The organism is Brevundimonas sp. (assembly GCF_046295595.1).
Taxonomy (GTDB): Bacteria; Pseudomonadota; Alphaproteobacteria; order Caulobacterales; family Caulobacteraceae; genus Brevundimonas.
In genome coordinates this window covers 1-26,123 of sequence record NZ_JBKBMX010000015.1, presented here as the reverse complement: position 1 = coordinate 26,123, position 26,123 = coordinate 1, and the positions used below count along the sequence as shown (strand labels likewise).

17 protein-coding genes are annotated in these 26,123 nt (G+C 70.6%); 6 read left to right on the top strand and 11 right to left on the bottom strand.

Going from position 1 to position 26,123, the window contains the following annotated elements; genetic code table 11:
- Window positions 1-85 precede the first annotated feature (85 nt).
- Complete coding sequence (locus ACK4JY_RS10760; protein ID WP_409605518.1) at window positions 86-991, bottom strand: hypothetical protein; 906 nt, start codon at window positions 989-991, stop codon at window positions 86-88.
- A 211-nt stretch (window positions 992-1,202) separates the two neighbouring features.
- Between ACK4JY_RS10760 and ACK4JY_RS10755 the strand changes: the two genes are divergently transcribed.
- Window positions 1,203-4,922, top strand: coding sequence for a YadA family autotransporter adhesin (locus ACK4JY_RS10755; RefSeq protein WP_409605516.1), 3,720 nt, complete (start codon window positions 1,203-1,205; stop codon window positions 4,920-4,922).
- 15 nt (window positions 4,923-4,937) lie between these two features.
- Here ACK4JY_RS10755 and ACK4JY_RS10750 read toward each other — a convergent pair whose 3' ends face one another.
- The 6 genes from ACK4JY_RS10750 to ACK4JY_RS10725 all read right to left on the bottom strand — a co-directional run bounded on the left by ACK4JY_RS10750 (window position 4,938) and on the right by ACK4JY_RS10725 (window position 15,055).
- Window positions 4,938-7,904 (bottom strand): TonB-dependent receptor, encoded by a 2,967-nt coding sequence (locus tag ACK4JY_RS10750; RefSeq protein WP_409605514.1) that lies wholly within the window; start codon window positions 7,902-7,904, stop codon window positions 4,938-4,940.
- A gap of 78 nt (window positions 7,905-7,982) precedes the next feature.
- Window positions 7,983-8,984 (bottom strand): FecR family protein, encoded by a 1,002-nt coding sequence (locus ACK4JY_RS10745; RefSeq protein WP_409605512.1) that lies wholly within the window; start codon window positions 8,982-8,984, stop codon window positions 7,983-7,985.
- An 87-nt stretch (window positions 8,985-9,071) separates the two neighbouring features.
- Window positions 9,072-9,578: an RNA polymerase sigma factor gene (locus tag ACK4JY_RS10740; RefSeq protein WP_409605510.1), complete on the bottom strand. Its 507-nt coding sequence runs from the start codon at window positions 9,576-9,578 to the stop codon at window positions 9,072-9,074.
- 81 nt (window positions 9,579-9,659) lie between these two features.
- Entirely contained in the window at window positions 9,660-12,452 is a 2,793-nt protein-coding gene (locus ACK4JY_RS10735) for a TonB-dependent receptor (RefSeq protein ID WP_409605508.1), read from the bottom strand.
- A 125-nt stretch (window positions 12,453-12,577) separates the two neighbouring features.
- Complete coding sequence (locus ACK4JY_RS10730; RefSeq protein WP_409605506.1) at window positions 12,578-14,410, bottom strand: Ca2+-dependent phosphoinositide-specific phospholipase C; 1,833 nt, start codon at window positions 14,408-14,410, stop codon at window positions 12,578-12,580.
- A gap of 120 nt (window positions 14,411-14,530) precedes the next feature.
- Window positions 14,531-15,055: a MarR family winged helix-turn-helix transcriptional regulator gene (locus ACK4JY_RS10725; RefSeq protein WP_409605504.1), complete on the bottom strand. Its 525-nt coding sequence runs from the start codon at window positions 15,053-15,055 to the stop codon at window positions 14,531-14,533.
- 65 nt (window positions 15,056-15,120) lie between these two features.
- Between ACK4JY_RS10725 and ACK4JY_RS10720 the strand changes: the two genes are divergently transcribed.
- Genes ACK4JY_RS10720 through ACK4JY_RS10710 form a run of 3 tightly spaced genes read left to right on the top strand, consistent with a single transcriptional unit; the run spans window position 15,121 to window position 19,803 of the window.
- Window positions 15,121-16,896, top strand: coding sequence for an N-acetylglutaminylglutamine amidotransferase (locus ACK4JY_RS10720; RefSeq protein WP_409605502.1), 1,776 nt, complete (start codon window positions 15,121-15,123; stop codon window positions 16,894-16,896).
- Window positions 16,886-18,658: an N-acetylglutaminylglutamine synthetase gene (ngg, locus tag ACK4JY_RS10715; RefSeq protein ID WP_409605500.1), complete on the top strand. Its 1,773-nt coding sequence runs from the start codon at window positions 16,886-16,888 to the stop codon at window positions 18,656-18,658. Before ACK4JY_RS10720 ends, ngg begins: the two co-directional genes overlap by 11 nt.
- A 14-nt stretch (window positions 18,659-18,672) precedes the next feature.
- The gene (locus tag ACK4JY_RS10710; protein WP_409605498.1) at window positions 18,673-19,803 is read left to right on the top strand and encodes an osmoprotectant NAGGN system M42 family peptidase; all 1,131 of its coding nucleotides are present in this window, start codon (window positions 18,673-18,675) and stop codon (window positions 19,801-19,803) included.
- Between the two features lie 10 nt (window positions 19,804-19,813).
- Here ACK4JY_RS10710 and ACK4JY_RS10705 read toward each other — a convergent pair whose 3' ends face one another.
- The 3 genes from ACK4JY_RS10705 to ACK4JY_RS10695 all read right to left on the bottom strand — a co-directional run bounded on the left by ACK4JY_RS10705 (window position 19,814) and on the right by ACK4JY_RS10695 (window position 24,238).
- Complete coding sequence (locus ACK4JY_RS10705; protein ID WP_409605496.1) at window positions 19,814-20,077, bottom strand: SemiSWEET family sugar transporter; 264 nt, start codon at window positions 20,075-20,077, stop codon at window positions 19,814-19,816.
- Window positions 20,078-20,213: 136 nt separating this feature from the next.
- Window positions 20,214-21,554: an amidase gene (locus ACK4JY_RS10700; RefSeq protein ID WP_409605494.1), complete on the bottom strand. Its 1,341-nt coding sequence runs from the start codon at window positions 21,552-21,554 to the stop codon at window positions 20,214-20,216.
- A gap of 425 nt (window positions 21,555-21,979) precedes the next feature.
- The gene (locus ACK4JY_RS10695; RefSeq protein ID WP_409605492.1) at window positions 21,980-24,238 is read right to left on the bottom strand and encodes a S9 family peptidase; all 2,259 of its coding nucleotides are present in this window, start codon (window positions 24,236-24,238) and stop codon (window positions 21,980-21,982) included.
- Window positions 24,239-24,342: 104 nt separating this feature from the next.
- Between ACK4JY_RS10695 and ACK4JY_RS10690 the strand changes: the two genes are divergently transcribed.
- A complete protein-coding gene (locus ACK4JY_RS10690) occupies window positions 24,343-25,158 on the top strand; it encodes a ferredoxin--NADP reductase (protein WP_409605490.1) in 816 nt (271 codons plus the stop codon).
- A complete protein-coding gene (locus tag ACK4JY_RS10685) occupies window positions 25,130-25,495 on the top strand; it encodes a chorismate mutase (protein ID WP_409605488.1) in 366 nt (121 codons plus the stop codon). Before ACK4JY_RS10690 ends, ACK4JY_RS10685 begins: the two co-directional genes overlap by 29 nt.
- Window positions 25,496-25,560: 65 nt before the next feature.
- On the opposite strand, the gene ACK4JY_RS10680 is transcribed toward ACK4JY_RS10685, so the two are convergent.
- The gene (locus ACK4JY_RS10680) at window positions 25,561-25,914 is read right to left on the bottom strand and encodes an Hpt domain-containing protein (protein ID WP_409605486.1); all 354 of its coding nucleotides are present in this window, start codon (window positions 25,912-25,914) and stop codon (window positions 25,561-25,563) included.
- Window positions 25,915-26,123: the final 209 nt, after the last annotated feature.

Genomic DNA, 26,123 nt, shown 5'->3' with positions numbered 1-26,123 from the left:
TTGCTGTGGGGCCTTCGTCAAGCGCCATGCGCGAATGATGACGAAATTATGTGCGTATGCACCCATTACGTCCGATGATCATTGTTCAGGTATGGGCCGACGGGCTCGTCGGGCCCTTGGCTTCAAGGGCGCGGCGACAGCAGTGGTCCATCAGCAGGAAGCTGGAGGCGAGGAATTTGCCCACCCCCTCGACCAGAGGCGGCAGCACCGTCACCGGATCGCCCTCGACCTGGCCGCGACGCAGCAACCCCTGCTGCTGGGCGTCGCACAGCACGCTGATGACTTGGGCGCGGGAGACGTGGAAGCGCCGCGCCAGCTCCGAAACCGACAGCTCCGCCACCGCCTCGCCGCCCGCGCCGCGCCGTCGGGCGGCGTACAGGCTGAACAGGATCACGATCGCCGCCTTTCGCTGACCGATCCGGCTCAACTCCGGCACATTGGCGCCGATCAGCCGGAAGCCGGCGAGGTAGTGATCGAACAGATCGCTGACCAGCGACCGGTCGAAGGCGGGGTCGCCCATGGCGGCGAGATAGCGGGTCGCATCGGGCCGGATATGGGCCAGGGCCTCGAGTACGCAGCGCCAGCGTTCCCACTGACCGTTCATCAGCCGCTCGGTCGGGATCAGCCGCCGCTCGCGACGATCGCTGGAGGCCAGGGGCGCGAGATAACCCGTCGCCCGCATCAGGCCGATGATGGCGGCGGCCCGCCCCGCGCTGCAGACACGGTGGCGTCGGCACAGGGCGATGATCCGCGCCGCCGTCAGCCCCTCCCCGCCCGAGAGGTGCAGGTAGATCGTGAACCAGCCGATCACGACCCGTCCCTGGTCGTTGATGACGAGGTTCAGCAGGCCGCTGTCGCGGTAAAGCCCGACGACGCTGAGCGCGCAGAGACGCGCGGCTTCGTCGAAGCCGGGCTCGGCCCGCATCGCCGCGATCGCCGCGGGCGAGACCACGACGAGGCCCGGATCGGCGCATCCGTCACCTGAACCCATCCCCGTCCCTCCCCGATACACCCAATTTTCTACAGTTGAGGGGGCCGGACAAGCGATATTGATTAACCGCCTTTCTCGGGAAGGGCTGCGTGACATGACTGCTTCAGGACCCCGGCGAGCGGTCGCGCCCGCGACGCGCGTCCGGCCTTCGCGGCTGCGTGGCGGCCTGCTCGCGGGGGGCGCGGGCGCCGCCGTCCTGTGCGGCTGGGCGATGCTGCCTTCCGAGGCCGCGGCGCAGGCGACCTGTTCCAGCGGGACCGCCTCGGGCGCCAACGCCACCGCCTGCGGCCCTCTGGCGACCGCCAGCGGCGGACAATCCACGGCGGTCGGCTATTCGGCCAACGCCACGCAACAGAACGCCACGGCCGTGGGCTCCAACGCCGAAGCCGCCAACACCGGCGCCACGGCCGTCGGCCTGAACAGCACCGCCGCCGGGGTCAACGCCACCGCCCTCGGCTCGGGGGCCGACGCCGGCGGCTCCGGCGCGGTCGCCCTCGGCGGCGCCCTCGCGAGCCAGCAGAACACCATCGCCATCGGCGCGGGCGCCGAGGCGGTGTCGACCAGCGCGATATCGATCGGTCACGAAAGCGCCGCCTCCGGCGTCGGCGCCCTGTCGTTCGGCGTCTCCGCCTACGTGGACGAGAGCAACGGCGTGGCGATCGGGACAGGGGCCGCTGTTGAGGCCGTCAGCGGTCTGGCCCTGGGCGCCGGCGCGAGCGTCGACGGCGCGCGCGGCACGGCCTTGGGCGCCCGCGCCCACGCCGGCGCCGAGCATGCGATCGCCCTGGGCGGCGGCCTGAACAGTTCCATCGACGGCGCCCAGGCCACCAACACCGGCGCCGTCGCCATCGGCACGGACAGCGTCTCCAGCGGCTTCAACAGCGTGGCGCTCGGCTTCGGTTCGGCGGCCAGCGCGCAGGAAAGCGTCGCCGTCGGCGAAGGCAGCGAAGCGACCGGGACCTTCGCCGCGGCCTTCGGGTCGGGGGCGACCGCCAGCGGTGCGGACTCGGTCGCCCTCGGCCATGGCGTCGCCGCCAGCGATGTCGGCGCCATAGCCCTGGGGAGAAGCGCCAGCGCTACGGCCGCCGTGGCCATGGCGCTCGGCTACCAGAGTCGCGCCACAGCCCTCTACGCGACCGCCACCGGCGCCTCCAGCCTCGCCGATGGCGAGGGCGCGCTCGCCTCCGGCTACGGAGCCCGGGCCGCCGGCACCTCCTCGGTGGCCGTCGGCCAGGATTCGCTCGGCATGGGCATAGAGTCGGTCGCCATCGGCATGGCCGCGAAGGCCGGCGGCGACGCTCTGAACGGCATCGTCAACGACGCCACCATCGCCATCGGCGCGGGCGCCCAGGCTGGAGTCACAGGCCTCAACCAGGGTCAGGCCATCGCCATAGGCGATCAGGCCTTGGCCAACGCCGCTGCGGCGACGGCGGTCGGCGCCGAGGCCGATGCCTCGGGCCTCAGCGGGGTAGCCCTCGGCGCCAGAACGACGGCGGCGGGTGTCGGCGCCATCGCCATCGGCGGCTCGGACACCGTGGGCGGCGGGGCCTATGTCGACGCCGGCGCCGACCGCGGCATGGCCCTCGGCGTCGGGGCGAGGATCGGCGCCGACGGCGACCGGTCGATCGCGATCGGCAATGTGGCGATCGCCAGCGCCGACTCGAGCGTCGCCGTCGGCGACTCCGCGCGCACGAACTTCTCCAATGGCGTGGCCGTGGGCTACCAGGCGCTCTCGAACGCCAGCCTGAGCACCGCCATAGGCCCGAGCGCCGTCGCCGGCGGCATCGCCAGCTTCGCCGGCGGCTCCGGCGCGGAGGCGGGCGGAAACTACGCCATCGCCATCGGCTTCGGCAGCGGGGCCGGAAGCGCCAATTCGATCGCCTTCGGCAACGACGCCAGCGCCAGCGCCAACCATGGCCTCGCGCTCGGCGCCAACGCCGCCGTGACCCAGGTCGGCGGTCTGGCCCTGGGCGCTAGCAGCGCTGCCGGCGGCCTGCGCGGCGTCGCGCTCGGCTTCGGCGCGAACGCCGGCGGCGAGAGCGGTCTGGCCCTGGGCTACAACAGCAACGCCAGCGCCCTCGGCGCCATCGCGCTGGGATCGGGCTCGGTCGCCAACACCGCCAACACCCTCTCAGTCGGCGCGGTCGGCAGCGAGCGGCGGATCGTCAATGTCGCCGCCGGGACCTTGGTCGCCGGGGGGACCGAGGTGGTCACCGGCGGCCAGCTCTACGACACCAACCAGTTCGCCACCGGCCTCGACACCCGTCTGGGAACGGCCGAGACCTCGCTGACCTCGCTCGGCGGGCGGATGACCACCGCCGAGACTGACATCAACGCGCTCGAGGCCTCCGTGTCCGGCGGCGCCATCGGCCTTGTACGGCAGGACGCCGGCGATCTTACCTTGAGCGTGGCCGCCTCAAGTGGGGGCTCGGTCATGAACATCTCCGGCACCGCCGGACCGCGCCGCCTGACCGGCCTCGCCGACGGGACGGTGACGGCGGGCGGGACCGAGGCGGTCAACACCGGCCAACTCTACACGACCAACCAGTTCGCCGCCGGCCTCGACGGCCGCCTGGGCGCCGCCGAGACGTCCGTGACCTCGCTCGGCGGCCGGGTCGGCGTCGCCGAGGCCGACATCGTCGACCTGCGCGGCCAGCTCGGCGCGGTCGGGGCCGGGCTGGTGGTCCAGGATCCGGGGACGGAAGAGATCAACGTCGCCGCGGCGACCGGCGGCGCCAGCGTCGACATCGAGGGGACGGCCGGCAAGCGCACGCTCCGCGGCGTCGCCGCCGCCGAAATCTCCGGAACCAGCGACGAGGCGGTGACCGGGGCCCAGCTGTTCGCCACCAACGCCACCGTGGCCGCCAACGGCCAGGCGATGGCCGCCGGCCTCGGCGGCGGCGCGGCCTACAGCGCCGCGTCCGGTGTGTTCACCGCCCCGAACTACGTTGTGCTGGGCGCTTCCCACAACAATGTCGGCGGGGCGCTGACGGCGCTGAGCGGCCGGGTCGAGACCAACACCACCGACATCGCCACGTTGCAGGCGGGCGGCGGACCCGCCGGGGGGGCGGACCAGACCGCCGAGATCGCCGCCCTGCAGGCGCAGCTGGCCGCCCTGCAAGGCATGATCGGCCCGTTGCAGGCCGAGCTGCAGCGGCTCGCCGCGGCCCAGGGGACGACCTCGGGCGCCGGAACCACAGCCGTCGGCGCGGGCGCGGTGGCCAGCCAGCCGGGCGCCACGGCCGTCGGCGCGGGGGCGCGGGCGACCGGCGATCCGACCACGGCCGTCGGCTATATGACGCTGGCCTCGGGCCAGCACGGCACCGCCATCGGCGGCAACGCCGAGGCCACAGGCGACCTGTCCACCGCGCTGGGCCAAGGCGCGATCGCCAGCGGCCAGTCCAGCACCGCCCTCGGCCAGGGGGCCAGCGCCACCCACGCCAATGGTCTGGCGATCGGTCAGGGCGCCCGGACCAGCCGCGCCAACCAGGTGGTGCTCGGCGGCGGCCAGCACACCTACACCCTGGCCGGGATCGCCTCCGCCGCCAGTCGCGAGGCCCAGAGCGGCCCGACCTGGGTCGTCACCACCGACAGCGGCGGCAACCTCGCCAGCATGGATATGAACCCGTGGTTCGACCGTGTCGAAGGCGTCGAGGCCGCGCTCGACGAGCAGTGGCGGGTGACGAGCGAGGAATTCGAGCGTCAGGCCGACGGCATCGCCATGTCCCTCGCGCTGGGCGGCGCCCAGGTGCTGCAGGCCGACCAGCGCTTCGCCCTCTCGGCCAACCTCGGTCATTTCGACGGCGCCAGCGCCGCCGGCTTCGGCGCCATCGGCCGGTTCAGCGACCGGGTCAGCTTCAATGTCGGCGCGGGCGTGGGCTTCCGCACCGGCGTTGTCGCCGGCCGCGCTGGGGTCAGCATGGCGTGGTAGCGGGCGGCAGCCCGCCTACAGACTCCAGCGCAGACCGAGGCTGAAGCCGCGTCCGGCCCGGCCCAGTTGCAGCAGGCGGCTGCGATCCCCCTCCCACGCCAGGTCGGTGGTGTCGGTCAGATTGGTCGCGGCGAGGACAAGTTGCGCCGAGGGTCCGACCGCCCACGTCGCCTGGGCGTCCAGATAGCCGGCCGGGGCGACGACGAAGGAGGCGATGCCGCCGCCCTGCATATCGGCCTCGGAGACGAAGGCCGAACGCCACGACCAGGACAGGTTCAGGCCCAGCGGCCCGCGTTCGAAATACGGGTTCACCGACCAGGCCAGGTCCGACACTCCGGCCAGATCGCGCCTCTCGCCCGTGGTGCGGTCGGTCGCTTCGGCCTCCGTCAGGGTGGCGCTGGCCCACAGGCCGAGGCCCGACGGCAGGCGATGGTTGAACCCCAGCTCCAGCCCCGTGGTGCGGGCGCGGCCGACGTTGCGCGGCCGCGACATCATCACCTCGGCGGCGACCGGCCCGCCGTCCCGGGTCTCGAACACCAGCCGTTCCGGCGCCTCGACTGTCAGGATGAAGTCGTCGATCGACTTGTGGAACACCGCCACGCTCAGCGCGCCGCGCGGGAAGCTCCACTCCCACGACAGGTCGTAATTGGTCGACAGGTAGGGCCTGAGCGTTGGGTTGCCGCCGACCCCGGTGAAGATCGTGCCCGGCTCGGGGTCGTCGATCGCCGCCTGGCCGTGATCGTAGATGGACCGCACCAGGGTGCTGGCCGGCACCGTGGCCGAGCGCAGGTCGGCGAGCGAGGGCCGGGTGATCGAGCGCGACACCGCCAGCCGCAACAGCTGGTCCTGATCCAGCTCAATGGCCAGATTGGCGCTGGGCAACCAGACCCCATGAGATCCCGAATAGGCTTCCGGCCGGACCTCGACGGCCCCCGCCGCGTCGACGCCGAGAATGGAGCCGTCGACCTCGGTCCAGGTTTCGACCCGCCGGACCCCGAAATTGCCGAAGACCGGGTGCCCGGCGAGGGCCCCGGCGATGTCGAGCCGGACAAAGGCGGCCGCGACCCGCTCACCGACGGCATAGGAGTTCTGCAGGTCGGCCCCGGTTGGGGTGAGGTCGCCCGGGCGCGGCGAGACCCCGTCGAACGCCCCCGGTATGTCGAAGGCGGCGTCGAACCAGCCGGAGTCTGCGGCGATCCACGGCCCCGGGGGCGCAGCAAGCAGGCCGGCGAACACATCGCCGGGCGTGGTCAGGGCATAGGCGGCGGCATCCATGTCGAGCCCCGGCCGCAGCAAGGCCTCGCGATCGCGTCGCTGATAGTCGCGGCTGCGGTCGCTGAGCTGGACGCCGAACTGAACCGCCGACAGGCCCGGGACGCCCTCCAGCAAGCGCCGCGCATCGACCCTCGCCGTGATGTCGTCGTCGCGGGACTCCACCGCCCGCACATGAAGGCGCGGCAGAGCGAGCAGCGTCGGGTCCAGCAGATCAAAGGCGGTGGACAACGAAGCCGCCCGACGGCTGTCGGCGGCGTCGCCGAGGTCGAAGGCGTAGGCGACGCCGTCCGGCGACGAAGCCGAGATGCGCTGCAACGGCCGGTCGAGCACCGAGCGCGCCAGCGAGCCGCTGACTCGCGGGGTGATCCGCCACGGGCCCGCCCGCCAGACCGCCCCGGCCGAGACGGCCAGGTTCAGATGCGACTGGTCGGAAAACTCGGTGTTGTTGTCGATCTCCCCGTCCGCGATCCGCCCGGCGGTCACCACGCCGTCGCGCACGGTCATCGCCGAGCCGGCCGCCCGCAGCTGTTCACCGAGACCGAACACCAGCCGGTCCTCGCGAATGGCGTTGTCGAAGGTCGAGACCAGGGCGTCGAGATCGAGCGACAGACCGGGCAATACGCGCCAGTCGGCGCCGAGGAAGGCGCTGCGCCGGCGGCGATCCTCGCGCTCGAGCGTGGTGCGCACGTCGTTCGGCACGGCCACCGTCTGGCCGTCGACGACGACGTCGCGATAGCGCTGGATCTGGAACCGGTCGTACATCACCGACCGCTCTTCCTCGGCCAGGCCGGCGACCACCCCGCGATCTCCGTCTGCCGAGACGAGCCGGCCGGCGAGCGACATGTCCGGGCTGATGCGGCCGGTGCGTTGTTCGAGGCCGGCGCCCGCCCGCAGGGTCAGGAAGGGTTCGTCGTCGAGGCCGCCCACGGTCTCGATGTCGATATTGGCGCCGATGCCGCCGTCGATCAGGTCCGGCGTCGACGACTTGGTCAGTCGGGCCCCGGCCAGCAGGTCGGCGGACAGGGCGCGAAAGCGAAACTGGCGGCCGCTCTGGGTCGAGTTGCGGATATTCTCGTTGAAGGCCACCGGCGCGCCGTTCAGCGTCACCGACTGGAACAGCGGTCCCAGCCCGCGCACGCTGACGAACTGCCCTTCCCCGACCTCGCGCTCGATGGCGACGCCGGGAACGCGCTGCAGGGCCTCGGCCAGGTTGGCGGCGGGCAGCTCGCCAATCCGGGCGGCCGAGACCCCGTCCGAGATCACATCGGCCTCGCGTTTGCGGCGCACGGACTCGTCGATCTGGTCGGACAACCGGCCCAGCACGACCACCGGCTCCAGCTCGGTTGGCGTCGCGTCCGGCATGGGAGGAAGGATGGCGGGCCGAGTCCGGGTCTCCGCCCAGACCCGTACCCCGCGCGCGCCCATGAACCGGTATCGCAGGCCCGCGCCGTCGAGCATTCGCCGCACCGCCGAGCGCCACGACATCCGTCCCCGCACCGCCTGCGTGCGCTGATCGGGCCGGGGGCCGATGAACACCAGCTCGCAGTCGGCGACGAGGCACAGCTCGACCAAGGCGGCCGAGGCTTCCTGCGCCGGAATGTCGAGGTCGCGCACCTGGGCGTCCTGGGCCGACGCCGGCGCAGCGGCCAGCGCGAGGCCGAACGCCGCCGCCACGCCGACCGGCAGCGATGGTGCAAGCGGTTTCAAGCGACGATACCCAGTCGAGACAGAGGCAGGGAGAACCCCACGCCCTTAGCGTCCGGGCGTGACAGGTCTGCGATGGCCCTATTCGGCGCGGATCAGGGTCCGCCCGTCCGGCGTGTCCTCGACCGAGATCGGCAGCAGCTCGTCCATCCGCTGGACCAGCGTCCCCTCCCCCGACAGCGGCAGCACGGCGGTGACGCGGGACCGGTTCAGGCGGCCGTCGGCGATCACCAGCGGACGGTCGGCGTAACGGCCGGCCGTGGCCACGACCTCGGACAGGGGGACGTCGCGGAACACCAGCCGCCGCTTGCGCCACGCCGTGGCCGTCTCGAGATCGGCCGGTTCGGGGCGGCCCGGGCCGTTCGCCGTCAGCCTCAGTCGCTGGCCCGGCAGCAGGCCGACGGCGCCGGCCAAGGCGTCCCTGTCAGCGGCGTCCCGCGCCCCGACCGAGACCCGGCCTTCCAGCAGGGAAACCTCGCCGCCGCCGTCAGTCAGGGCGGTGACGAACCGGGTGCCGGTGACAATCACCCGCTGCTCCATCACCGTCACCTGGAATGGCAGGGCGTCGGCGTGCGCCACGTCGAAATAGGCCGCGCCGCGCTCCAGCTCGACCCGTCGCACATCGTCGGCGAGGGCGACGCGGATCGCCGAGTCGGCGTCCAGCGTCACTCTCGATCCGTCGGCCAGCTCGACGTCGAGCACCTCGGTCGGCGGACTCTGGAACAGCTGGCCCCGGGACGGCGACGTCGGCCACAGCAGAAGGGCGGCGACGAAGGCGGTCGCGAGGGTCGCCAGCCCGCCGGCCAGGACCGGCCATGCCGGCCGGCGCGGCGCGCCGCGGGAGCGCCCGGCCCACGGCCTGATGTCGGCGAGGTCGCGGGCGAAGGCCGCGCGCAGCGGCTCCAGCGCGAGGCTGTCAGCCCTGGCCGCCTCATAGTGGTCGAGATGGGCGGGGTCGGCGTCCAGCCAGTCCATGAAGGCGGCCTGATCGCGCGCGTCGACGTCCGGCCGGCTCATGCGCGCCAGCCAGTCCTCGGCCGTCCGCGGCCGTCGGTCGAACAGGGCCGTCAGACGGTCCATCATGGGCGCTCGCATCTCCTCATCGAAGGCGCTCCCGGACGGTCGCCGCGATTCCCTTCACAAGTCACAACGATCCAGCGGCCCGACACCTCAGCGCTCCCGGGATTTTTTCAGTTGGCGGAGCGCTTCTGCGACGTATTTCTCGACCATGCTGACCGAAACCCCCAGCCGCGCGGCGATCTGGCGATAGGTCAGGGCCTCGAAACGGTGCAGCAGGAAGGCGTCGCGGCAACGCGGCGGCAGGGCCCGGATCACCGTCGCGGCGGCGGCCAGATTCTGGCGCTGGATCAGGCGGTCATCCGCCGGACTGGCCTCGCTGGCGAGGGCCCGGGGGCCGGCGTCCAGCGCGTGCACGTCGTCGTCCGTGCGCCGGCGCGACTCGCGGCTCTCGGCCTTCCAGCGGTCGTGCTGCAGATTGCGGGCGATGACGAACAGCAGCGGCCGGGCGTCCGGCGAGTCCAGCTGGTGGCCGGCGCGGTGGAAACGCAGAAAGGCGTCCTGCACCACGTCCTCAACATCCGCGGCCGCGCCGCCCTTGCGGGTCAACCAGACGATCAATTCGCGGCGCAGGTCGGCGACGACGGCTTCAGGCGACATGACGCCCTTTCCGCCGCGCCGGACATGCGAAGACGCCCCCTCGCGAGGAGGGGGCGTCCATGCAGGAGGGACTTGCGGGGATCAGAAGCTTGCCCGCAGACCGAAGGACACGCGCCGGCCCGACAGTTCGTAGGTCGTCGGGAACGACGGATCCATCGTGTAGCCGGTGGTGGCCTCGTCGGTGATGTTGATGCCCTCGACGCTCAGCTGGATGGAGTCGTTCAGATTGTAGCTGAGCGAGATGTCAGTCTGGCCATAGGCGTCGCGCCAGATCGGGTACATCTCATAGCCGATGCCTTCGACGTACTTGTCCTTGAAGTTGTAGGACGCGCGCGCCTGGAAGCGGTCGTTCTCGTAATAGAGGGTGACGTTGTAGGTCGAGTCGGCCAGGCCGACCGGCGGGGTCGGGATGTCGAGGTCCGACTCCCCCGTCAGCGAGCTGTCCAGCAGGGTGTAGTTGGCGTTGATGCCGAAGCCTTCGAGCGGCTCATAGATCAGGCCCAGCGGGACGATGGCCACCAGCTCGACGCCGCTGACCTCATACGAGCCCTCGGCGTTGACGGGCTGGTAGACCTCGAAGTCGTAGACGCCGTCAATCGTGCCGTTGGCGTTGTATTTGGTCACGTTCGGCACGACGCCGGTGAGCTCGCTGCGGACGACGCCCTCGATTTCCTTCCAGAAGTAGGAGACCGCCAGCAGACCACCGCCGCCCAGGTACCGCTCCAGACCGACTTCCCACTGTTTGGCGTAGGTCGGTTCGAGGTTCGGGTTGCCGTCGGTGAAGCGGAACGAGTTCCAGTTGGCCGTGCGCTTGTAGGCCAGGTCGGTCAGCGCCGGACGCATCAGGGTCTCCGAGGCGGCGGCGCGCAGCACCAGGCTGTCGGTCAGCTCGGCGTTGATGTTGAGGCTGGGCAGAACCTTGTCGTAGCCGCCGTCGCTCGACACCGGCTCCGGCGTATAGGTCGTGCCGCCGGTCGGGGTCTGGACCTGGTGGTAGCCCGACGAGGTGATCGAGGTGTCGACGTAACGGGCGCCGCCGTTGATCGCGACCGGGACCGGGCCGATGTCGAAGTTGAAGTCGGCCATCGCATAGAGGCTGAGCACCTCCTCCGACACTTCGTAGTACTGGCCCGGGTTGAAGGGCGTGGAGAAGCCATCGTAGCGGAAGGTCTGACGGGCGTATTCGTTGGACACCTGGCTCCAGGTCAGATCGCGGGCGCTGTAGGCGCCGCCGGGCACCAGATCGGCGATCGGCGTCAATTCGCTGTCGGCCAGGGTGCGGGTGTTGACCCACGAGGAGTCGCCCGGTCCGGGGCCCTGGATTTTAAGCTCGCCGTACTGGCGCTCCTTGGAGCGATCGGTGTAGCGGGCGCCGACCTGGACGCTGGTCAGGGCCGGGAAGGCCTCGAGGTCGAAATAGCGCGTCAGGTCGCCCTGGGCGGCGTATTTGTCGTCAGAGATCTGTTCCAGCGTGGTTTCATACGCCTCGAACAGATAGCTCGTCGGAGCGTCGTACATATCGATCGTCGCCGGGTTGGCGCTCGGGATCGTCTCCCCGCCACGCTCGGTCCAGCGAGTGCGCGACGGCGCATAGGCGACGTGCTTCAGGTTGGCGTAGTCCAGCGTCTTCTCGGCGCCCGAGTAGCCGGCCAGCGCGTGCGCCTCCCAGCCGTCGCCGCTCCAGTCCATCTCCGCGCCGAACTGGGCGTATTCGGTCTCGTTGATGCGCTCCTTGCTCAGGAACTCGTGCTGGGTCGCGGTGTAGGAGACGTCACGCAGCACGACGATGCCGTAGTCGGCCAGGGTGGTGTCGTCGTACTCGTGGATGGTCTCCAGGGTGCTGCGGCTCGAGGCGGAATAGGCCGCGGCGTCATATTCGTCCTCGACGGTGTCGTAGCCGCCCAGCATGGCGTCGAACGAAAGACTGAAGGTCGACGACGGACGGTACTGCAGCGACAGGGTGCCGCCCCACTGGTCCTGGGTGTTCAGATAGGCGCGGTCGCCGACCTTGTCCTGGAAGATGATGAGGTCGGTCTCGTCGGTGTCGGTGCGGTCCTGAACGATGATGCCGGCGTCGCGCTCCAGGACGTCCATCGCCTGTTCGCCGCGGACGCCCGTGTTCGCCGACAGGAAGCGGGTCAGCGAGCGGAAATTGATGCCCGAGTTGGAGTCGGTGCGGTTGGTCCGGCGAGCGGTCGAGAACGACGCCAGCGCGCCCCAGTCCCCCCAGGTGTTGCTGGCCAGGAACGAGACCTTGGGATCGATCTCTTCGGAGATGGAGTTGTAGGCGCCCTCTACGGCGCCGACCAGTTCATGGCCGCTGTAGTCGAACGGACGCGCGGTCGAGATGTTGACTGCGCCGGCGATGCCGCCTTCCTCGTCGGCGGCCCGCGGCGACTTCTGCACCGTGACCTGCTGGATGACTTCCGAGGCGAAGATGTCGAGTTCGACTTCACGGCCGCCGCTGCCCGAGGCGGTCGCCAGGTCGTTGATGGTGACGAAGGTGAAGTCGGCCGGCAGGCCGCGGACGCTGACCCGGCCGCCGAGGCCGCGGTTGCGTTCGATGGTCACGCCGGGGATGCGCTGCAGCGCCTCGGCGAGGTTCTGCTCGGGGAAGTTGGCGACGTCGGTGGCGACGATGGAGTCGGAGAAGCCGACGTTTTCCCGCTTGATGTCGACCGCCCGCTCGAGGCTGCGCTGATAGCTGCCGGTGACGATGACCTCGTCCAGCTGGGCCGCGTCCTCGGCCGGGGCCGGGGCGTCCTGGGCGGCGGCGGCGCCGGCGCTCATCAGGCCGGCGAGGGCGCAGCCGCCCATCAGCCAGGCCATGTTCGGACGGCGGCCCACGCCGCTGGTGTTGATCGATCTGGTCATTGGAAATCCCCGCTGGTCGATGACGTCGGCGGCCGCCGGCGTGGATCGCCGGCCTTCGCCCCCGCAGGCATCAACGACGGTCACCGGACGCCCCTCAGCGTGTGACAGCGGATTTCACCCAATCTTCACCGAGGTGTCGCGTTCGCCGCCGGCGACCGCCGGACGCGGGCCGCCTCGACCTCGGCGCGGGCCATTTCCATGTCGCGACGGAAGATCTCCGACGCCTGTTCCGCCCCATAGATCACCGCGCCCGACAGGATCCCCGCCTCGGCGGCGGTGTAGCTGTGCGACCCGCAGATGTAGCGGCTCTCGGCGAATTCGCGCCCGCGGGCGTACAGGGCGTCGGCCCGCCACGGCGCCAGTTCCGCCAGCACCATGGCCACATGCATGCCATGGGCCGCATGGCCCGACGGATAGTCCGGATTGCTGGCCAGATGATCCGACTTCGCCTCGCAGATCGGCAGGTCCGTGCCGACCCACGGCCGCCGCGTGGCCCAGTGGGTCTTGGCGTCGCCGACAACCGACCGGTCGTTGCCCGACCGGTGCAGCAGGGCCGTCAGGACCGGCGCCTCGTCCTCGCTCAGCCGCAGGCCGAGGGCCTCGGCGAAATGGTCGTACATGGAGCCGGTGACGTCATGCGCGGCCAGGGCCCAGCGCGGCGAGCCCTCCAGCGCCCGGGTCTCGCGGAACAGGTCGGCGTCGGCGCGATGGCGCGGCGAGCCCGGCTCGGGCGGAGCCGCCAGCACCGTGGTCAGGTCTGGCCGGTCCGTCGGGGCCAGATAGCCGCGCGCCGGAGCGCCTTCGGTCATCTCGACGGCGAGGTCGTCGCAACGCGCCGCGCCGCGCACCGGATTGCAGGCCGCCGCCGCCCCACCGGCCAGCCGCGCCTGATAGGTCGGAAAGCGCGGATCGGCCCACAGATAGTCGGTCGACACATACTGGGCCCCGCTGGCCATGGCGGCGCTGCGCCGGTCCGGATCGGCCTGACGCGCCTCGCGCGTGTCGGCGTCGGCGCGGGTGCGCACGACGAAGCCGGCCGCCACCGCCGCGCGGATGCGGTCCTGTTCGGCGACCGGATCGTTGAGCGTCAGATAGGCGGCGGCGGGCGAGGCCTCGTCGGTGTTGACGAACATAGCCCGGCCTTCCAGCGACGGCCGGCCGGCGGAATAGGCGGCCACCTTGGCCGGCCCCTCGTCGAGGGCGAAGAACACCTTGCCGCGCGCCCTGGCCAGGGCGGGCCAGCCGCCGGCCAGCACCGCCTCCCTGAGCGTCGGGCGATCGCCCCGGATCGCGTCCGGGGTGATCAGCCGATCGGGGCCGAACACCGAGCGGATCTCGGCGTCCAGCGCGTCCCAGGCCACAGAGTCGAAGTCCAGCAGCGCCGTCCCGTCCGGCATCGACGCCCGGCCCGTCTTGGCGTTGAGCATGATCAGGATCGGCGCATGGTCGGGATGGGCCGCCGACCAGTCGCGGACCTCGCCCAGACAGGCGACGAAGGTCAGGCACGAGCTGCGGAAATCGACATCCGGCATATGCAGGGTCTTGAAGCCCGGCCGCGCCATAGCCGCCGCGAAGGCCGGGCTGACAGGCGCGCCGCCGCCCAGCGCCGTCAGCGGCCGGGCGTAGCGGCCGCCCTCGGGGTCGTGCAGCACGTCCAGCTCCAGCTGGCGGGCGCCGGCGTCCAGCTGTTCCGCCAGCGGCCGGTGGGCGTAGTCGAGGCCCAGCGCCCCGGCGCCGCCCGCGGCGACCATGGCCGCCAGCTCGTCGGCAGGGATGGCCAGCTTGTAGCTGTTGTGGGTGCCGACGGCCTGCAGGTCGTTGAGCCGCAGGGTCCGGTCCATCCATTGGCGGGCGCAGGCGTCGCCGCCCGCGGCGCGCACATCCGCGGCCTCGGGCCGGCAATCCGGCAGATCCACGGGCGTGGACGACAGAACCAGCGACAGGAGCAGGGCGTGCATGAAGCCTCCGAAGCAGCGGCGGAGGCCTGACATCCATTCGCGACAGCGGCGTTACGGAGGGCCTCGTTCCCTACAACGGCGGCCGGCCGATCGACCTCAGTGCGTCGGCCTGCACGCCGGTCAGGTCCGGACCGTCTCCGGCCTCTCGTCCGCCTCCGGGCGCGGCGGCCCGACGTCGGGGGCGGCGGTCGTCATCAGCCGCTCGATCCGGTGCAGCGCCCCCGCCAGCTGGCCGCGCTCGGCGTCGTCCAGTTCGGCGAAGGCGGCGAGGAACCCCGGATGCAGCAGATGCGGCGCCGCCTTCAGCGCCTCGGCGCCGGCGGCCGTCAGACGGGTGTGCACCACGCGCCGGTCGATCAGCGAGCGGTCCCGGTCGACCAGCCCCTTGGCCAGCAGCCGGTCCAGCACCGCGACCACGGTCGAGGCCGACATGGCCGCCTCGCGCGACAATTCCTGGGTGGTGACCTGGCCGAGACTGCGCACCGCCTCCAGCACCATCAGCTGCGGCAGGGTCAGGCCGGTCAGTCGGGCGATCTCGCGCGACCGGACGTCGATGGCTTGGGCGATCCGGCGCATCGACCGCAGCAGGGTCGTGTCCGGATCGGTTGGATTTCCGGCCGGGGAGGGAGAACCAGCAACGCTCATTCGGGTTGTATTCCTTGGTGCACGAACCATTTGTGTACGCATCACCCACAACACAAGGCGAATTCATGTGCGGTCTGAGCGGCGAGATCAATTTCGACGGCAAGCCGGCCGACGCCGGCGCGCTGCAACGAATGACCGATACGCTCGCCCCGCGCGGACCTGACGGCTCCGGGATCATCCTCAGGGGTCCGGTTGGCTTCGGTCACCGGCGACTGAGCGTGATCGATCTGTCCGAGAAATCGCAGCAGCCGATGGCCGATTCAGAGCTGGGCCTGACCGGCGTCTTCAACGGCTGCATCTACAACTATCCGGAACTGCGGGCGGAGCTGGAGGCCGAGGGCTACCGCTTCTTCTCCACCGGCGACACCGAGGTGGTGCTCAAGGCATGGCGGGCTTGGGGCGACCGCTGCGTCGAGCGATTCCACGGCATGTTCGCCTTCGTCATCCACGAGCGCGACAGCGGGCGGACCGTGATGGCGCGCGACCGGTTCGGCATCAAGCCGCTGTACGTGGCCGAGGCCGGCCAGCGCCTGCGCTTCGCCTCCACCCTGCCGGCCCTGCTGGCCGCCGGCGATGTCGACCGCTCGATCGATCCGGTCGGGCTGCATCACTACATGAGCTTCCACGCCGTGGTGCCGCCGCCGCACACCATCCTCAACGGCGTCAAGAAATTCCCGCCGGCCACCATCCGGGTGATCGAGCCGGACGGCAGCCGCCGCGACCGGGTCTACTGGCGCCCCGAATTCACCCGCGGCCCGGACGACGAGGCGCGCTCGTTCGAGGAGTGGCGCGACCTCGTGCTGGACAGCCTGCGGGTGGCGGTCAGGCGGCGCATGGTCGCCGACGTGCCGGTCGGGGTGCTGCTGTCGGGCGGCGTCGATTCCAGCCTGGTGGTCGGCCTGCTGGCCGAACTGGGCCAGAAGGATCTGATGACCTTCTCGGTCGGCTTCGAGGCGGCGAACGGCGAGAAGGGCGACGAATTCGTCTGGTCCGACCTGATCGCGCGCCACTACGGCACCAACCACCACCAGATCTTCGTCCCGCACGACCGGCTGATGGAGGCCCTGCCCGGCACCATCGGGGCGATGTCCGAGCCGATGGTCTCCTACGACAATGTCGGCTTCTACCTGCTCAGCCAGGAGGTCTCGAAACACATCCGGGTGGTGCAGTCGGGCCAGGGCGCCGACGAGGTGTTCGCCGGCTACCACTGGTACCCGCCGATGACGGACGGGAGCGACCCGGTGGAGACCTACGCCCAGGCCTTCTTCGACCGGTCGCACGAGACCCTGTCGAAACAGCTGAACCCGCAATGGCTGGCCGACACGGACGTCAGCCGCGCCCTGGTCGAAGCCCATTTCGCCCGCCCCGGGGCGACGACGCCGGTCGACAAGGCGCTGCGGCTCGACAGTCAGGTGATGCTGGTCGACGACCCGGTGAAGCGGGTCGACAACATGACCATGGCCTTCGGACTGGAGGCCCGGGTGCCCTTCCTCGACCACGAACTGGTCGAACTGGCCGCGCGCATCCCGCCGCAGCACAAGCTGTCGCACGGCGGCAAGGGCGTGCTGAAGGAGGCGGCCCGCAAGGTCATCCCGGCCGAGGTGATCGACCGCAAGAAGGGCTATTTCCCGGTGCCGGCGCTGAAATACATCCAGGGCCCCTATCTGGAGATGGTGCGCGACACCCTGACCAGTCAGGTCGCCCGGGAACGGGGCCTGTTCCAGACGGGTTATCTGGATGCGCTGTTCGCCGATCCCACCGGACATATGACGCCCCTGCACGGTTCGGAACTGTGGCAGGCGGCCCTTCTCGAAATGTGGTTGCAGACCCATGGCGTCTGACATCAGGACCGGCCGCAACCAAGCCCACCGGCTCAAGCGCTTCCGCGACGAGGGGCTGAAACCGGTCATTTCCGGCGCCGCGGCCGGCGAGATGGCCGATCGGGCGGTGCTGGACTGCGGCTGGGGCCGGCTGCTGTTCGCCCAGACCTTCGCCGAGGCGGGGCCCCTGATCGAGGCCCTGCGCGCCGAGGGGCCAGACTGCCGCGACATCGCCTTCTACGTCCGCAACCCGCATGTCCTGCTCGCCTCCGCGCCGCAGGAGGTCTTCCTCGACCCGTCGCACAGCTTCCGCCTCGATCTGGGGACCTATCGCCCCAGCCGCAGGCAGCCCCGCGGCTTCGTCGTGCGGCGTCTGTCGTCCGAGCAGGATGCGGAGGAGATCAACCGCATCTACGCCGCGCGGAAGATGGTCCAGGCCCGGCCGGGCTTCATCTGGTCCCGTCGCGACGACCGCAGCCTGACCTATCTGGTGGCCGAGGACTCCTCGACGGGCGCTGTCATCGGCACGGTGACCGGGGTCAATCACGACCGCGCCTTCAACGATCCGGAGCGCGGCTCGTCGCTGTGGTGCCTCGCGGTCGACCCCCAGGCCGCCCAGCCAGGCGTCGGCGAGGCGCTGGTGCGCCGGCTGGCCGAACATTTCTCGACCCAGGGTCTGGCCTCGATGGACCTGTCGGTCATGCACGACAACGACCAGGCCATCGCCCTGTATGAAAAGCTCGGCTTCCGGCGCGTCAGCTTCTTCGGCGTCAAGCGCAAGAACCCGATCAATGAGTCGCTGTTCGTCGGCCCGGCCGAGGCCGACGGCCTGAACCCCTATGGCCAGATCATCGTCGCCGAGGCGCGCCGCCGGGGCATCCAGACCGATGTGATCGACGCCGCGGGCGGGCTGTTCCGCCTGACCTGGGGCGGGCGCTCGATCCGCTGCCGCGAGAGCCTGTCGGAGCTGACCTCGGCGGTGGCGCTGAGCATCTGCGACGACAAGCGGCTGACCCGGCGGATCGTCGAACAGGCCGGGGTGACGACGCCCGAACGGATCGACGCCGACGACCCGGACGCCCTGCGCGACGCCCTGACGCGCCACGACGCGCTCGTGGTCAAGCCGGCGCGGGGCGAACAGGGAAAGGGCGTCTTCGTCGGCCTCAAGACGTTCGAGGACGTCGCCGCCGCCATCGAGGCCGCCCGGGTCCAGTGCCCGGAGGTGCTGGTCGAGCAGCAGGTCCAGGGCGACGACCTACGGCTGGTGGTGATCGACTTCAAGGTCGTCGCCGCCGCCCTGCGTCGCCCCCCGCGCGTGGTCGGCGACGGTCGCTCGACCCTGCGCGCCCTGATCGAACACCAGAGCCGCCGCCGCGAGGCCGCCACCGGCGGGGAGTCGAAGATCCCCGTCGACGGCGAGACCCGGCGCACCCTCGCCGAGGCCGGCTACGACCTCGACGACATCGCCCCGGAGGGGGCGGAAATTCAGGTCCGCAAGGCCGCCAACCTGCACCTCGGCGGCACCATCCACGACGTCACCGACGAGGTCCATCCGGCCCTGATCCAGGCGGCCATCGCCGCCGCCCGGGCGATCGACATTTCCGTCACCGGCATCGATCTGATGGTGCGCAACCCGCGCGAGCCGGACTATGCCTTCATCGAGGCCAACGAACGGCCCGGCCTCGCCAACCATGAACCCCAGCCGACGGCCGAGCGGTTCATCGACCTGCTGTTCCCGCTGTCGCAATCCCCGGCGGCGCGGGCCTTCCACGCCAACGCCTGAACATTGACCAGAGGGTGATCCTGACCTTGGCCTCCATCGACGCTGGATATCTGTGCGACCGACTGCGGACCCTGCTGGCCATCGCCAGCCCCACCGGCCTGACCGACGAGGCGGTCTGGGAGGTCTGCCGCGAGCTGGACCGGCTGGGCGTGCCCTATGAGCTGACCCGGCGCGGCGCCATCCGCGCCTGCCTCAAGGGGCGCGAGACCGCCTCGGCCCGGGCCGTCGTCGCCCATCTCGACACCCTCGGCGCCCAGGTCAAACGCATCAAGGAGACCGGCCGGCTGGAAGTGGTCCCGATCGGCCACTGGTCGTCGCGCTTCGCCGAGGGCGCCCGCTGCACCATCTTCGCGGAGGACACGACCTGGCGCGGCGGCATCCTGCCGCTCAAGGCCTCCGGCCACACCTTCAACGAAGAGGTCGACGAACAGCCGGTCAGCTGGCGCCAGGTCGAGCTGCGCATCGACGCCGAGGTCCGTTCGGCCGAGGACGTGCGGCGCCTCGGGATCGACGTCGGCGACATCGTCGCCATCGATCCCCAGCCCGAGTTCCTCGACAACGGCTTCATCGTCTCGCGCCATCTGGACGACAAGGCCGGCGTCGCCGCCATGCTGGCCGCGCTCGAGGCGCTGGTCCGCGAGGGGGTCCCGCCGCCGGTCGACGTCTTCTTCCTGTTCACCATCGCCGAGGAGGTCGGCTCGGGCGCCTCGTCGGTGCTGGTGCCGGACGTCGCCTCCATGCTCACCATCGACAACGGCACCACCGCCCCGGGCCAGAACTCCGACGAGTTCGGCGTCACCATCGCCATGGCCGACCAGACCGGACCGTTTGACTGGCACCTGACGCGCAAGCTGGTCGGCTTGGCGCGGGAGCACGAGATCCCGTTCCAGAAGGACGTGTTCCGCTACTACCGCTCGGATTCGGCCTCGGCCCTGGAGTCGGGCGCGGACATCCGCACCGCCCTGATCACCTTCGGCGTCGACGCCAGCCACGGCTATGAGCGGATCCACACCCACGCGCTGGTGTCGGTGGCGCGGCTGACGGTGGCCTACGCCATGAGTCCGGTCGAGATCGGCCGCGACCGGGCCTTGCTGTCCAATCTCGACGGCTTCACCCACCAGCCGCAGGCCGACCCCGCCGGGTAAGGCGCGGCCGCTAGCGGTCGCGGAATTTCCATTTCATGGCCATTACTCCCGCCGCCATCAGCAGGGCGCAGGAATTGGCGACGGTGACCGGCCAGGCGCCGGTCATCACCCCGTACACCACCCACAGGGCGAAACAGGTGACGGTCAGGGAATAGGTCTTCAACGATACCGACGACGCGTCGCGGTTCTTCCAGATCTTCATCATCTGCGGCGCGAAACTGGTGACCGAACAGACGGCGGCGGCCGAGCCGACCACATTGGCGACGAGGCTCAAGGGGCGGTCCTTGCGAAATGGCGGCTGTCCATTGCGGCCTAACCTTCGCCCCCTGACGAAGGTTGCACGCCGAGCGGCGGGATCGTCGCGGCCGACCGCTGGTTCTGGTGGTCTGCGCCAGAACGCGCCGGTCGGTTCAGGGCTCGACCGGGGCCAGAAGCGGGGCCAGCGCCTCGCCCTCCCCGACCGACCGCAGGAAGGCCGGCGGCCGCATCGCCCGTGTCAACTGCTCGAACGCATACCCCAGCGACAGCACCCTGGCGTCCTCCCACCGGCCGGCGATGAAGCTGATCCCGACCGGCAGGCCGTCGACGAAGCCCATCGGCACGGTCAGGTGCGGATAGCCGGCGATGGCCGGCATCTGGCTGGCCGAGCCGGCATAGTGGTCGCCGTTGATGACGTCGGTGGTCCAGGCCGGTCCGGTCGTCGGCGCGATCAGGGCGACCACCCGATGCTCGCGCATGAGCCGGTCGATACCCTCGGCGCCAGCCAGCCGCAGCGACGTGGCCCGGGCCTCGACATAGGCCGGATCGTCCAGCCCGCCCTTCGACTGCGCCAGCAGGAACAGCTCCTGGCCGAACAACGCCAGTTCGCGCGGCGTCCGCTCGTTGAAGGCGATCACCTCGGCCAAGGTCCGCGTCGGCACCTGGGCCGGGTCCGTCGAGGCCAGATAGGCGTTCAGGTCATGCTTCAGCTCGTACATCAGCACCTCGAACTCGGCCCCGCCCATGGTCTCCATGTCCGGCCCCTCGGCGATGTCGACGATCACCGCCCCGGCCGCGCGCATCGCTTCGAGACTGGCCTCGAAAACCGCATCGGTCTTGGCCGAATAGCCCATGGCGAAGCGCATCACCCCGATCCGCGCCCCGGTCAGCGATCCGGCGTCCAGCGCCGCGCGATAGTCGACCTTGCGCGCGTCCGCCTCGGCTGTCGCCGCGTCCAGCGGGTCGGAGCCGGCGATGGCGGTCAGCACGATGGCGGCGTCCTCGACCGTCCGCGTCATCGGCCCGGCGGTGTCCTGCGAATGACTGATCGGCACGATATGCGTCCGGCTGACCAGCCCCACCGTCGGCTTGAAGCCGACGATGCCGTTGATCGCCGCCGGACAGGTGATCGAGCCGTCGGTCTCGGTGCCGATCGCCGCCGGCGCCAGGCCCGCCGCCACCGCCGCCCCGCTGCCCGAGGACGAGCCGCAGGTGTTGCGATCCAGCGCATGCGGATTGCGCGTCAGCCCGCCGACCGCGCTCCAGCCGCTGGTCGAGTTCGACGAGCGGATATTGGCCCACTCCGACAGATTGGTCTTGCCGAGGATCACCGCCCCGGCGTCGCGCAGACGTGCCACCAGCGGCGCGTCCCGGCCGGGGGCGTTGTTCACCAGCGCCAGCGAGCCGGCCGTGGTCGGCATGTCGGCGGTCTCGATATTGTCCTTCAGCAAGATGGGAACGCCCCGCAGCGCACCGGTCCCCGGCGTCTCCATTTCCGTGATTGCGATCGTTCTGATGACCGCGTTTGTGCCCTGTTCATACCGCGACTGCGCCTCCGCCGTCATCGCGGCGCAGCCCAGCCCGCCGAACACCTCGTCCGGACGATCGACCAGATCGGCGACCGAGTATGAGACCCGCGCGATCCCGCATGGCCCATGCGAAACAAAGGACTCCGTTGAAGCACAGCCGGCGAGGAGCAGCCCCGCCAAAGCGCTGGCGGCCAGCGCCGCTGAACGGCCGCCGCCCACGAAAGCCCTCCCCTCGAGGGGGAGGGTTGGGTGGGGTGTAGGCAGGATGCATGAGGTGGCGCTCGGATGGGCTCCGTCACCCCTGCCGACCAGCCTCTCGCGCCACGTCCTGAACATCACTGCCACCGCCCCATCCCCGGCCCCTTCCCCCTCGAGGGGAAGGGGAGTCCTTACTCAGCCCGCGACCCGATCGTCCGGTCGAGGAAGTCCAGATACGTCCGCCACTGCTGCAGCTGGCGCTCATTGCCCCGCACCCCGTGGCGCTGGCCCGGATACAGCATCATCTCGAACGGAATGCTGCGGCTCTGCAGGGCGTCGATGACGCGGGTGGTGTTCTCGAAGATGACGTTGTCGTCGGCCATGCCGTGCAACAGCAGCAGCCGCCCGGTCAGGTCGTCCAGCCGCGGAATCGCGTCCGAGGCGGCGTAGCCCTCGACGTTCAGCTCCGGCGTCGACATGAACCGCTCGGTGTAATGGGTGTCGTACAGGCTCCACTCGGTCGGCGGCGCGCCCGAAATGGCCGAGGCCAGCCCCATCTCCGGCTCGGTCAGCGCCATCAGGCTCATGAAGCCGCCATAGGACCAGCCCATCATGGCGATGCGGTCGTCATCGACGAACGGCAGCGAGCGCAGATAGTCCGCCGCCAGCACCTGATCCTCGATCTCGGGCTGGCCCATCTTCAGATACAGCGCCTGTTTGAACGCCGCCGAGCGATAGCCCTCGCCGCGGTTGTCCAGACGGAAGACGATATAGCCGGCCTCGGTCAGCAGCTGGCTGGTCGACCCCTGCCAGCCCTTCTTGACCCCGCCGCCCGACGGTCCGCCATAGACCTGCATGACCACCGGATACTGTTTCGACGCGTCGAAGCCCGGGGGCGTCGTCATCTGCCAGACCAGGGTTTCGCCATGGCTCTCCAGCGTGCCGAAGGTCACCTCGCCCCGCCGCGAGACATAGGGGAAGGCCGGGTGGTTCTCGTCCAGCCGGTTCTCCTCGATCCAGCGGACGAAGGTCCCGTCGGCGCGATACAGACCCGACTGCGACGGCGTGTCCAGGTCGGTGTAGTTGCCGACGAACGCCGTCCCCGTCCGGTTGACCGAGGCGCTCCACCAGCCGCCCGCCGGGGTCACCGCGACCGGCGTCATGTCCTCGCGCAGGCTGGCGCGGAACAGCTGCTGCTCGATCGGCAGTTCCTCGCCGTCGCGCATCGAGGCGGTGAAGAAGATCTCCCCCGTCTCCTGATTGACCCCGTCCAGCGACTTGACCGGCCAGTCGCCGCTGGTGATGGCGCGCAGGCGGCGGCCGTCACGGTCGTACAGATACAGGTGGTTCCAGCCGCTCTCCTCGGACGACCAGATGAAGGTCCCGTCGTCCAGCGCCTTGAAATTGCTGTTCAGCGGCACCCAGGCGTCGGAGCGCTGGGTGGCGATTACCCGCGACGCGCCGGTGGCGGGGTCCACGCTCAGCAGGTCCAGCGTCTTCTGGTCGCGCGACTGACGCTGCACGTACAGCGTCTCGCCGTCCGCCGACCAGTTGACCCGCGCCAGATAGATGTCGGTATTGGCGCCCAGGTCGACCTTGGTCCGCTGGCCGCTCTCGCGGTCGTGCACGTACAGCTCGACCACGGCGTTCGGCCGCCCGGCGCGCGGATAGCGCTGCTCGATCACACTCGCCCCGCCCCCGGTGATGTCCAGCCGCGGGATGACGTCGACCGTCGATTCATCCGTCCGCTGCAGGGCGATGTAGCGCTCGTCCGGGCTCCACCAGTAGCCGGTGTCGCGATCCATCTCCTCCTGGGCGATGAACTCGGCGGTGGCCCAGGTGATCAGGCCCTCGCCGTCGGTCGTCACCGCCGTCTCGCGGTTCGCCGCCAGGTCGTAGACGACCAGATCCTGATCGCGGACCCACGAGACATAGTTTCCGTCCGGCGACACCTTGGCGTCGATCTCGTCGGCCTCGGTCTCGGTCAGCCGGCGCACCGCGCCCCCCTCGCGCTCGGCGAGGAAGACGTCGCCCTCCAGCGGGGCGAGGATGTACCGGCCCTGTTCGTCCCATGAATATTCGACCACGCCGCGCGCGCTGATCCGCATCCGCTCGCGCCGCGCCTTCTCGGCCTCCGACAGCTCGCCGGCGTCCGGAACCATCGCCCGGGCGTCGATCAGCTTGAACGGCTCGCCCTCGCCGGTCGGCGCGGCCCACAGGTCCAGCACATCGACGTCGTCCTCGCGCGACCGCAGGAAGGCGACCAGCTCGCCGTCGGGCGACAGCGACACGCCCCTGGCCACGGGCCCGGACAGGGACGGATTGGCGAAGACCCGTTCCGGCGTGAGCACAGCGGGGTCCGGCGTTTGCGGCGCGCTCTGGGCGTGAGCCGCGGTGAACGGCGACTGGGCCGCGAGGAAGAGGGTGGAGGCGAGGAGAATGTTGCGCATGGTCGCGACGCTAGAGACGAATCCTCCGGCCGTCATCCCCTTGTTACACCCGCGCGACACCGCATCCCTTCCCCCTCCGGCTTCCGCCCCCTAATAAGCCCCCGATGACCGACGTCGCCGTCTCCGCCCCGCCCGCCAAGGCCTCGCCCTTCCACGAGCTGGAAGTGCTGTGGGTCCATCACTGGACCGACCAGCTGTTCAGCTTCCGCATCCGCCGGCCCGAGGATTTCCGCTTCCGCTCCGGCGAATTCGTCATGCTCGGCCTGCCGGGCGAAGACGGCGGAAAGCCGATCCTGCGCGCCTATTCCATCGCCAGCCCCAGCTGGGACGAGGCGCTGGAGTTCCTTTCGATCAAGGTCCCCGACGGCCCCCTGACCTCGCGCCTGCAGGCGATCCAGCCGGGGGACACGGTGTTGATGGGCAAGAAGCCGACCGGCACCCTGGTGCTGGACGCCCTGACCGGCGGCGAGCGGCTGTGGCTGATCGGCACCGGAACCGGCCTGGCCCCGTGGCTGTCGGTGGCCCGCGACCCGGATACCTATTCCCGCTTCGGCGAGGTGATCGTCTGCCACACGGTGCGCAACGTCGCCGACCTCGCCTACCGCGACTTCTTCACCTCGGGCATCCACGACGACCCCCTGATCGGCGACGAGGCCAAGGCCCAGCTGCGCTACTATCCGACCGTCACCCGCGAGGCCTTCGAAACGCCGGGCCGGATCACCGACCGCATCGGCTCCGGGGCCCTGTTCGCCGACCTCGGCCTTCCGGCCGGCTTCTCCCCGGCCACCGACCGCGTCATGCTGTGCGGCTCCATGGCCATGATCAAGGAAGTCGGCGAACTGCTCGAGGGCTACGGCCTCAAGGAGGGTTCGAACGCCGGGCCCGGCGACTATGTTCTGGAGCGCGCCTTTGTCGGTTGATCTGAAGGCCGCCCCGACGACCGTCGCCATCGACGCCCGCGTCGCGCCCGAGGCCTGCGTCTCGATGACCGAGGTCCGCCACGGCGTCGACGCCCTCGACCGCGCCCTCGTCGCCCTGCTGGCCGAGCGCCAGCGCTATATGGACGCCGCCGCCCGCATCAAGCCGGACCGCTCGGTCGTCCACGACGACGCCCGGATCGAGGACGTGGTGGCCAAGGTGCTGGCCGCCGCCGGTCCCGCCGGCCTGTCGCCCGCCATTGCCGAGCCGGTCTGGCGCACCCTGATCGACCGCTGCATCGCCCACGAGTTCGACAGCTACGACCGCACCCGCGGCTAGGCCGGACTGTCTCCTCCCCCGCAGGGGGGGAGGGGGACCATCCGAAGGATGGTGGAGGGGGCCCGCTACCCCCTCAATCCCCTCAGCATCAGCTCGTGCCGGAACGCCGCCACATCGGACAGGGCCAGGTCCAGCGCGTCGCGCACCCGGTCCAGCAGGGGCGGCGCCCCGGCCTTGTCCGCCGCCTCCGCCCGCTGACACGCCTCGGCCAGCGCGCTCGCCCCGATCCCCGCCGCCGCGCCGCGGATCGTATGCACCCCGTCGCGCCAGCCGGCTTCGCGCACGTCCAGCATCGGCGACCACATCGCCGCCTGCTGCACGAACAGGCCCAGCACCTCCTCGCTGATGGCGTCGTCGCCGCCGGTCATCCGCTCCAGCACGGCGAAGTCGACCGCTCCCGACAGATTCCGTCTCGCCATCGCCGTCACGCCCCTGATTCCGGCGCAGACTAGCGCGCCTCCGCGGGCCACGAAATGGACGCTTGCGCCGGAGGGTCCGAGCCAGTATCAGGAGCGCCCTTCGGAGACCGGCTCGCCGTTCCCCGAAGCCGCGTCCCGAGGGATGCGCAGACGCATGGTCCGGGTGATTAGCTCAGTTGGTAGAGCAGCTGACTCTTAATCAGCGGGTC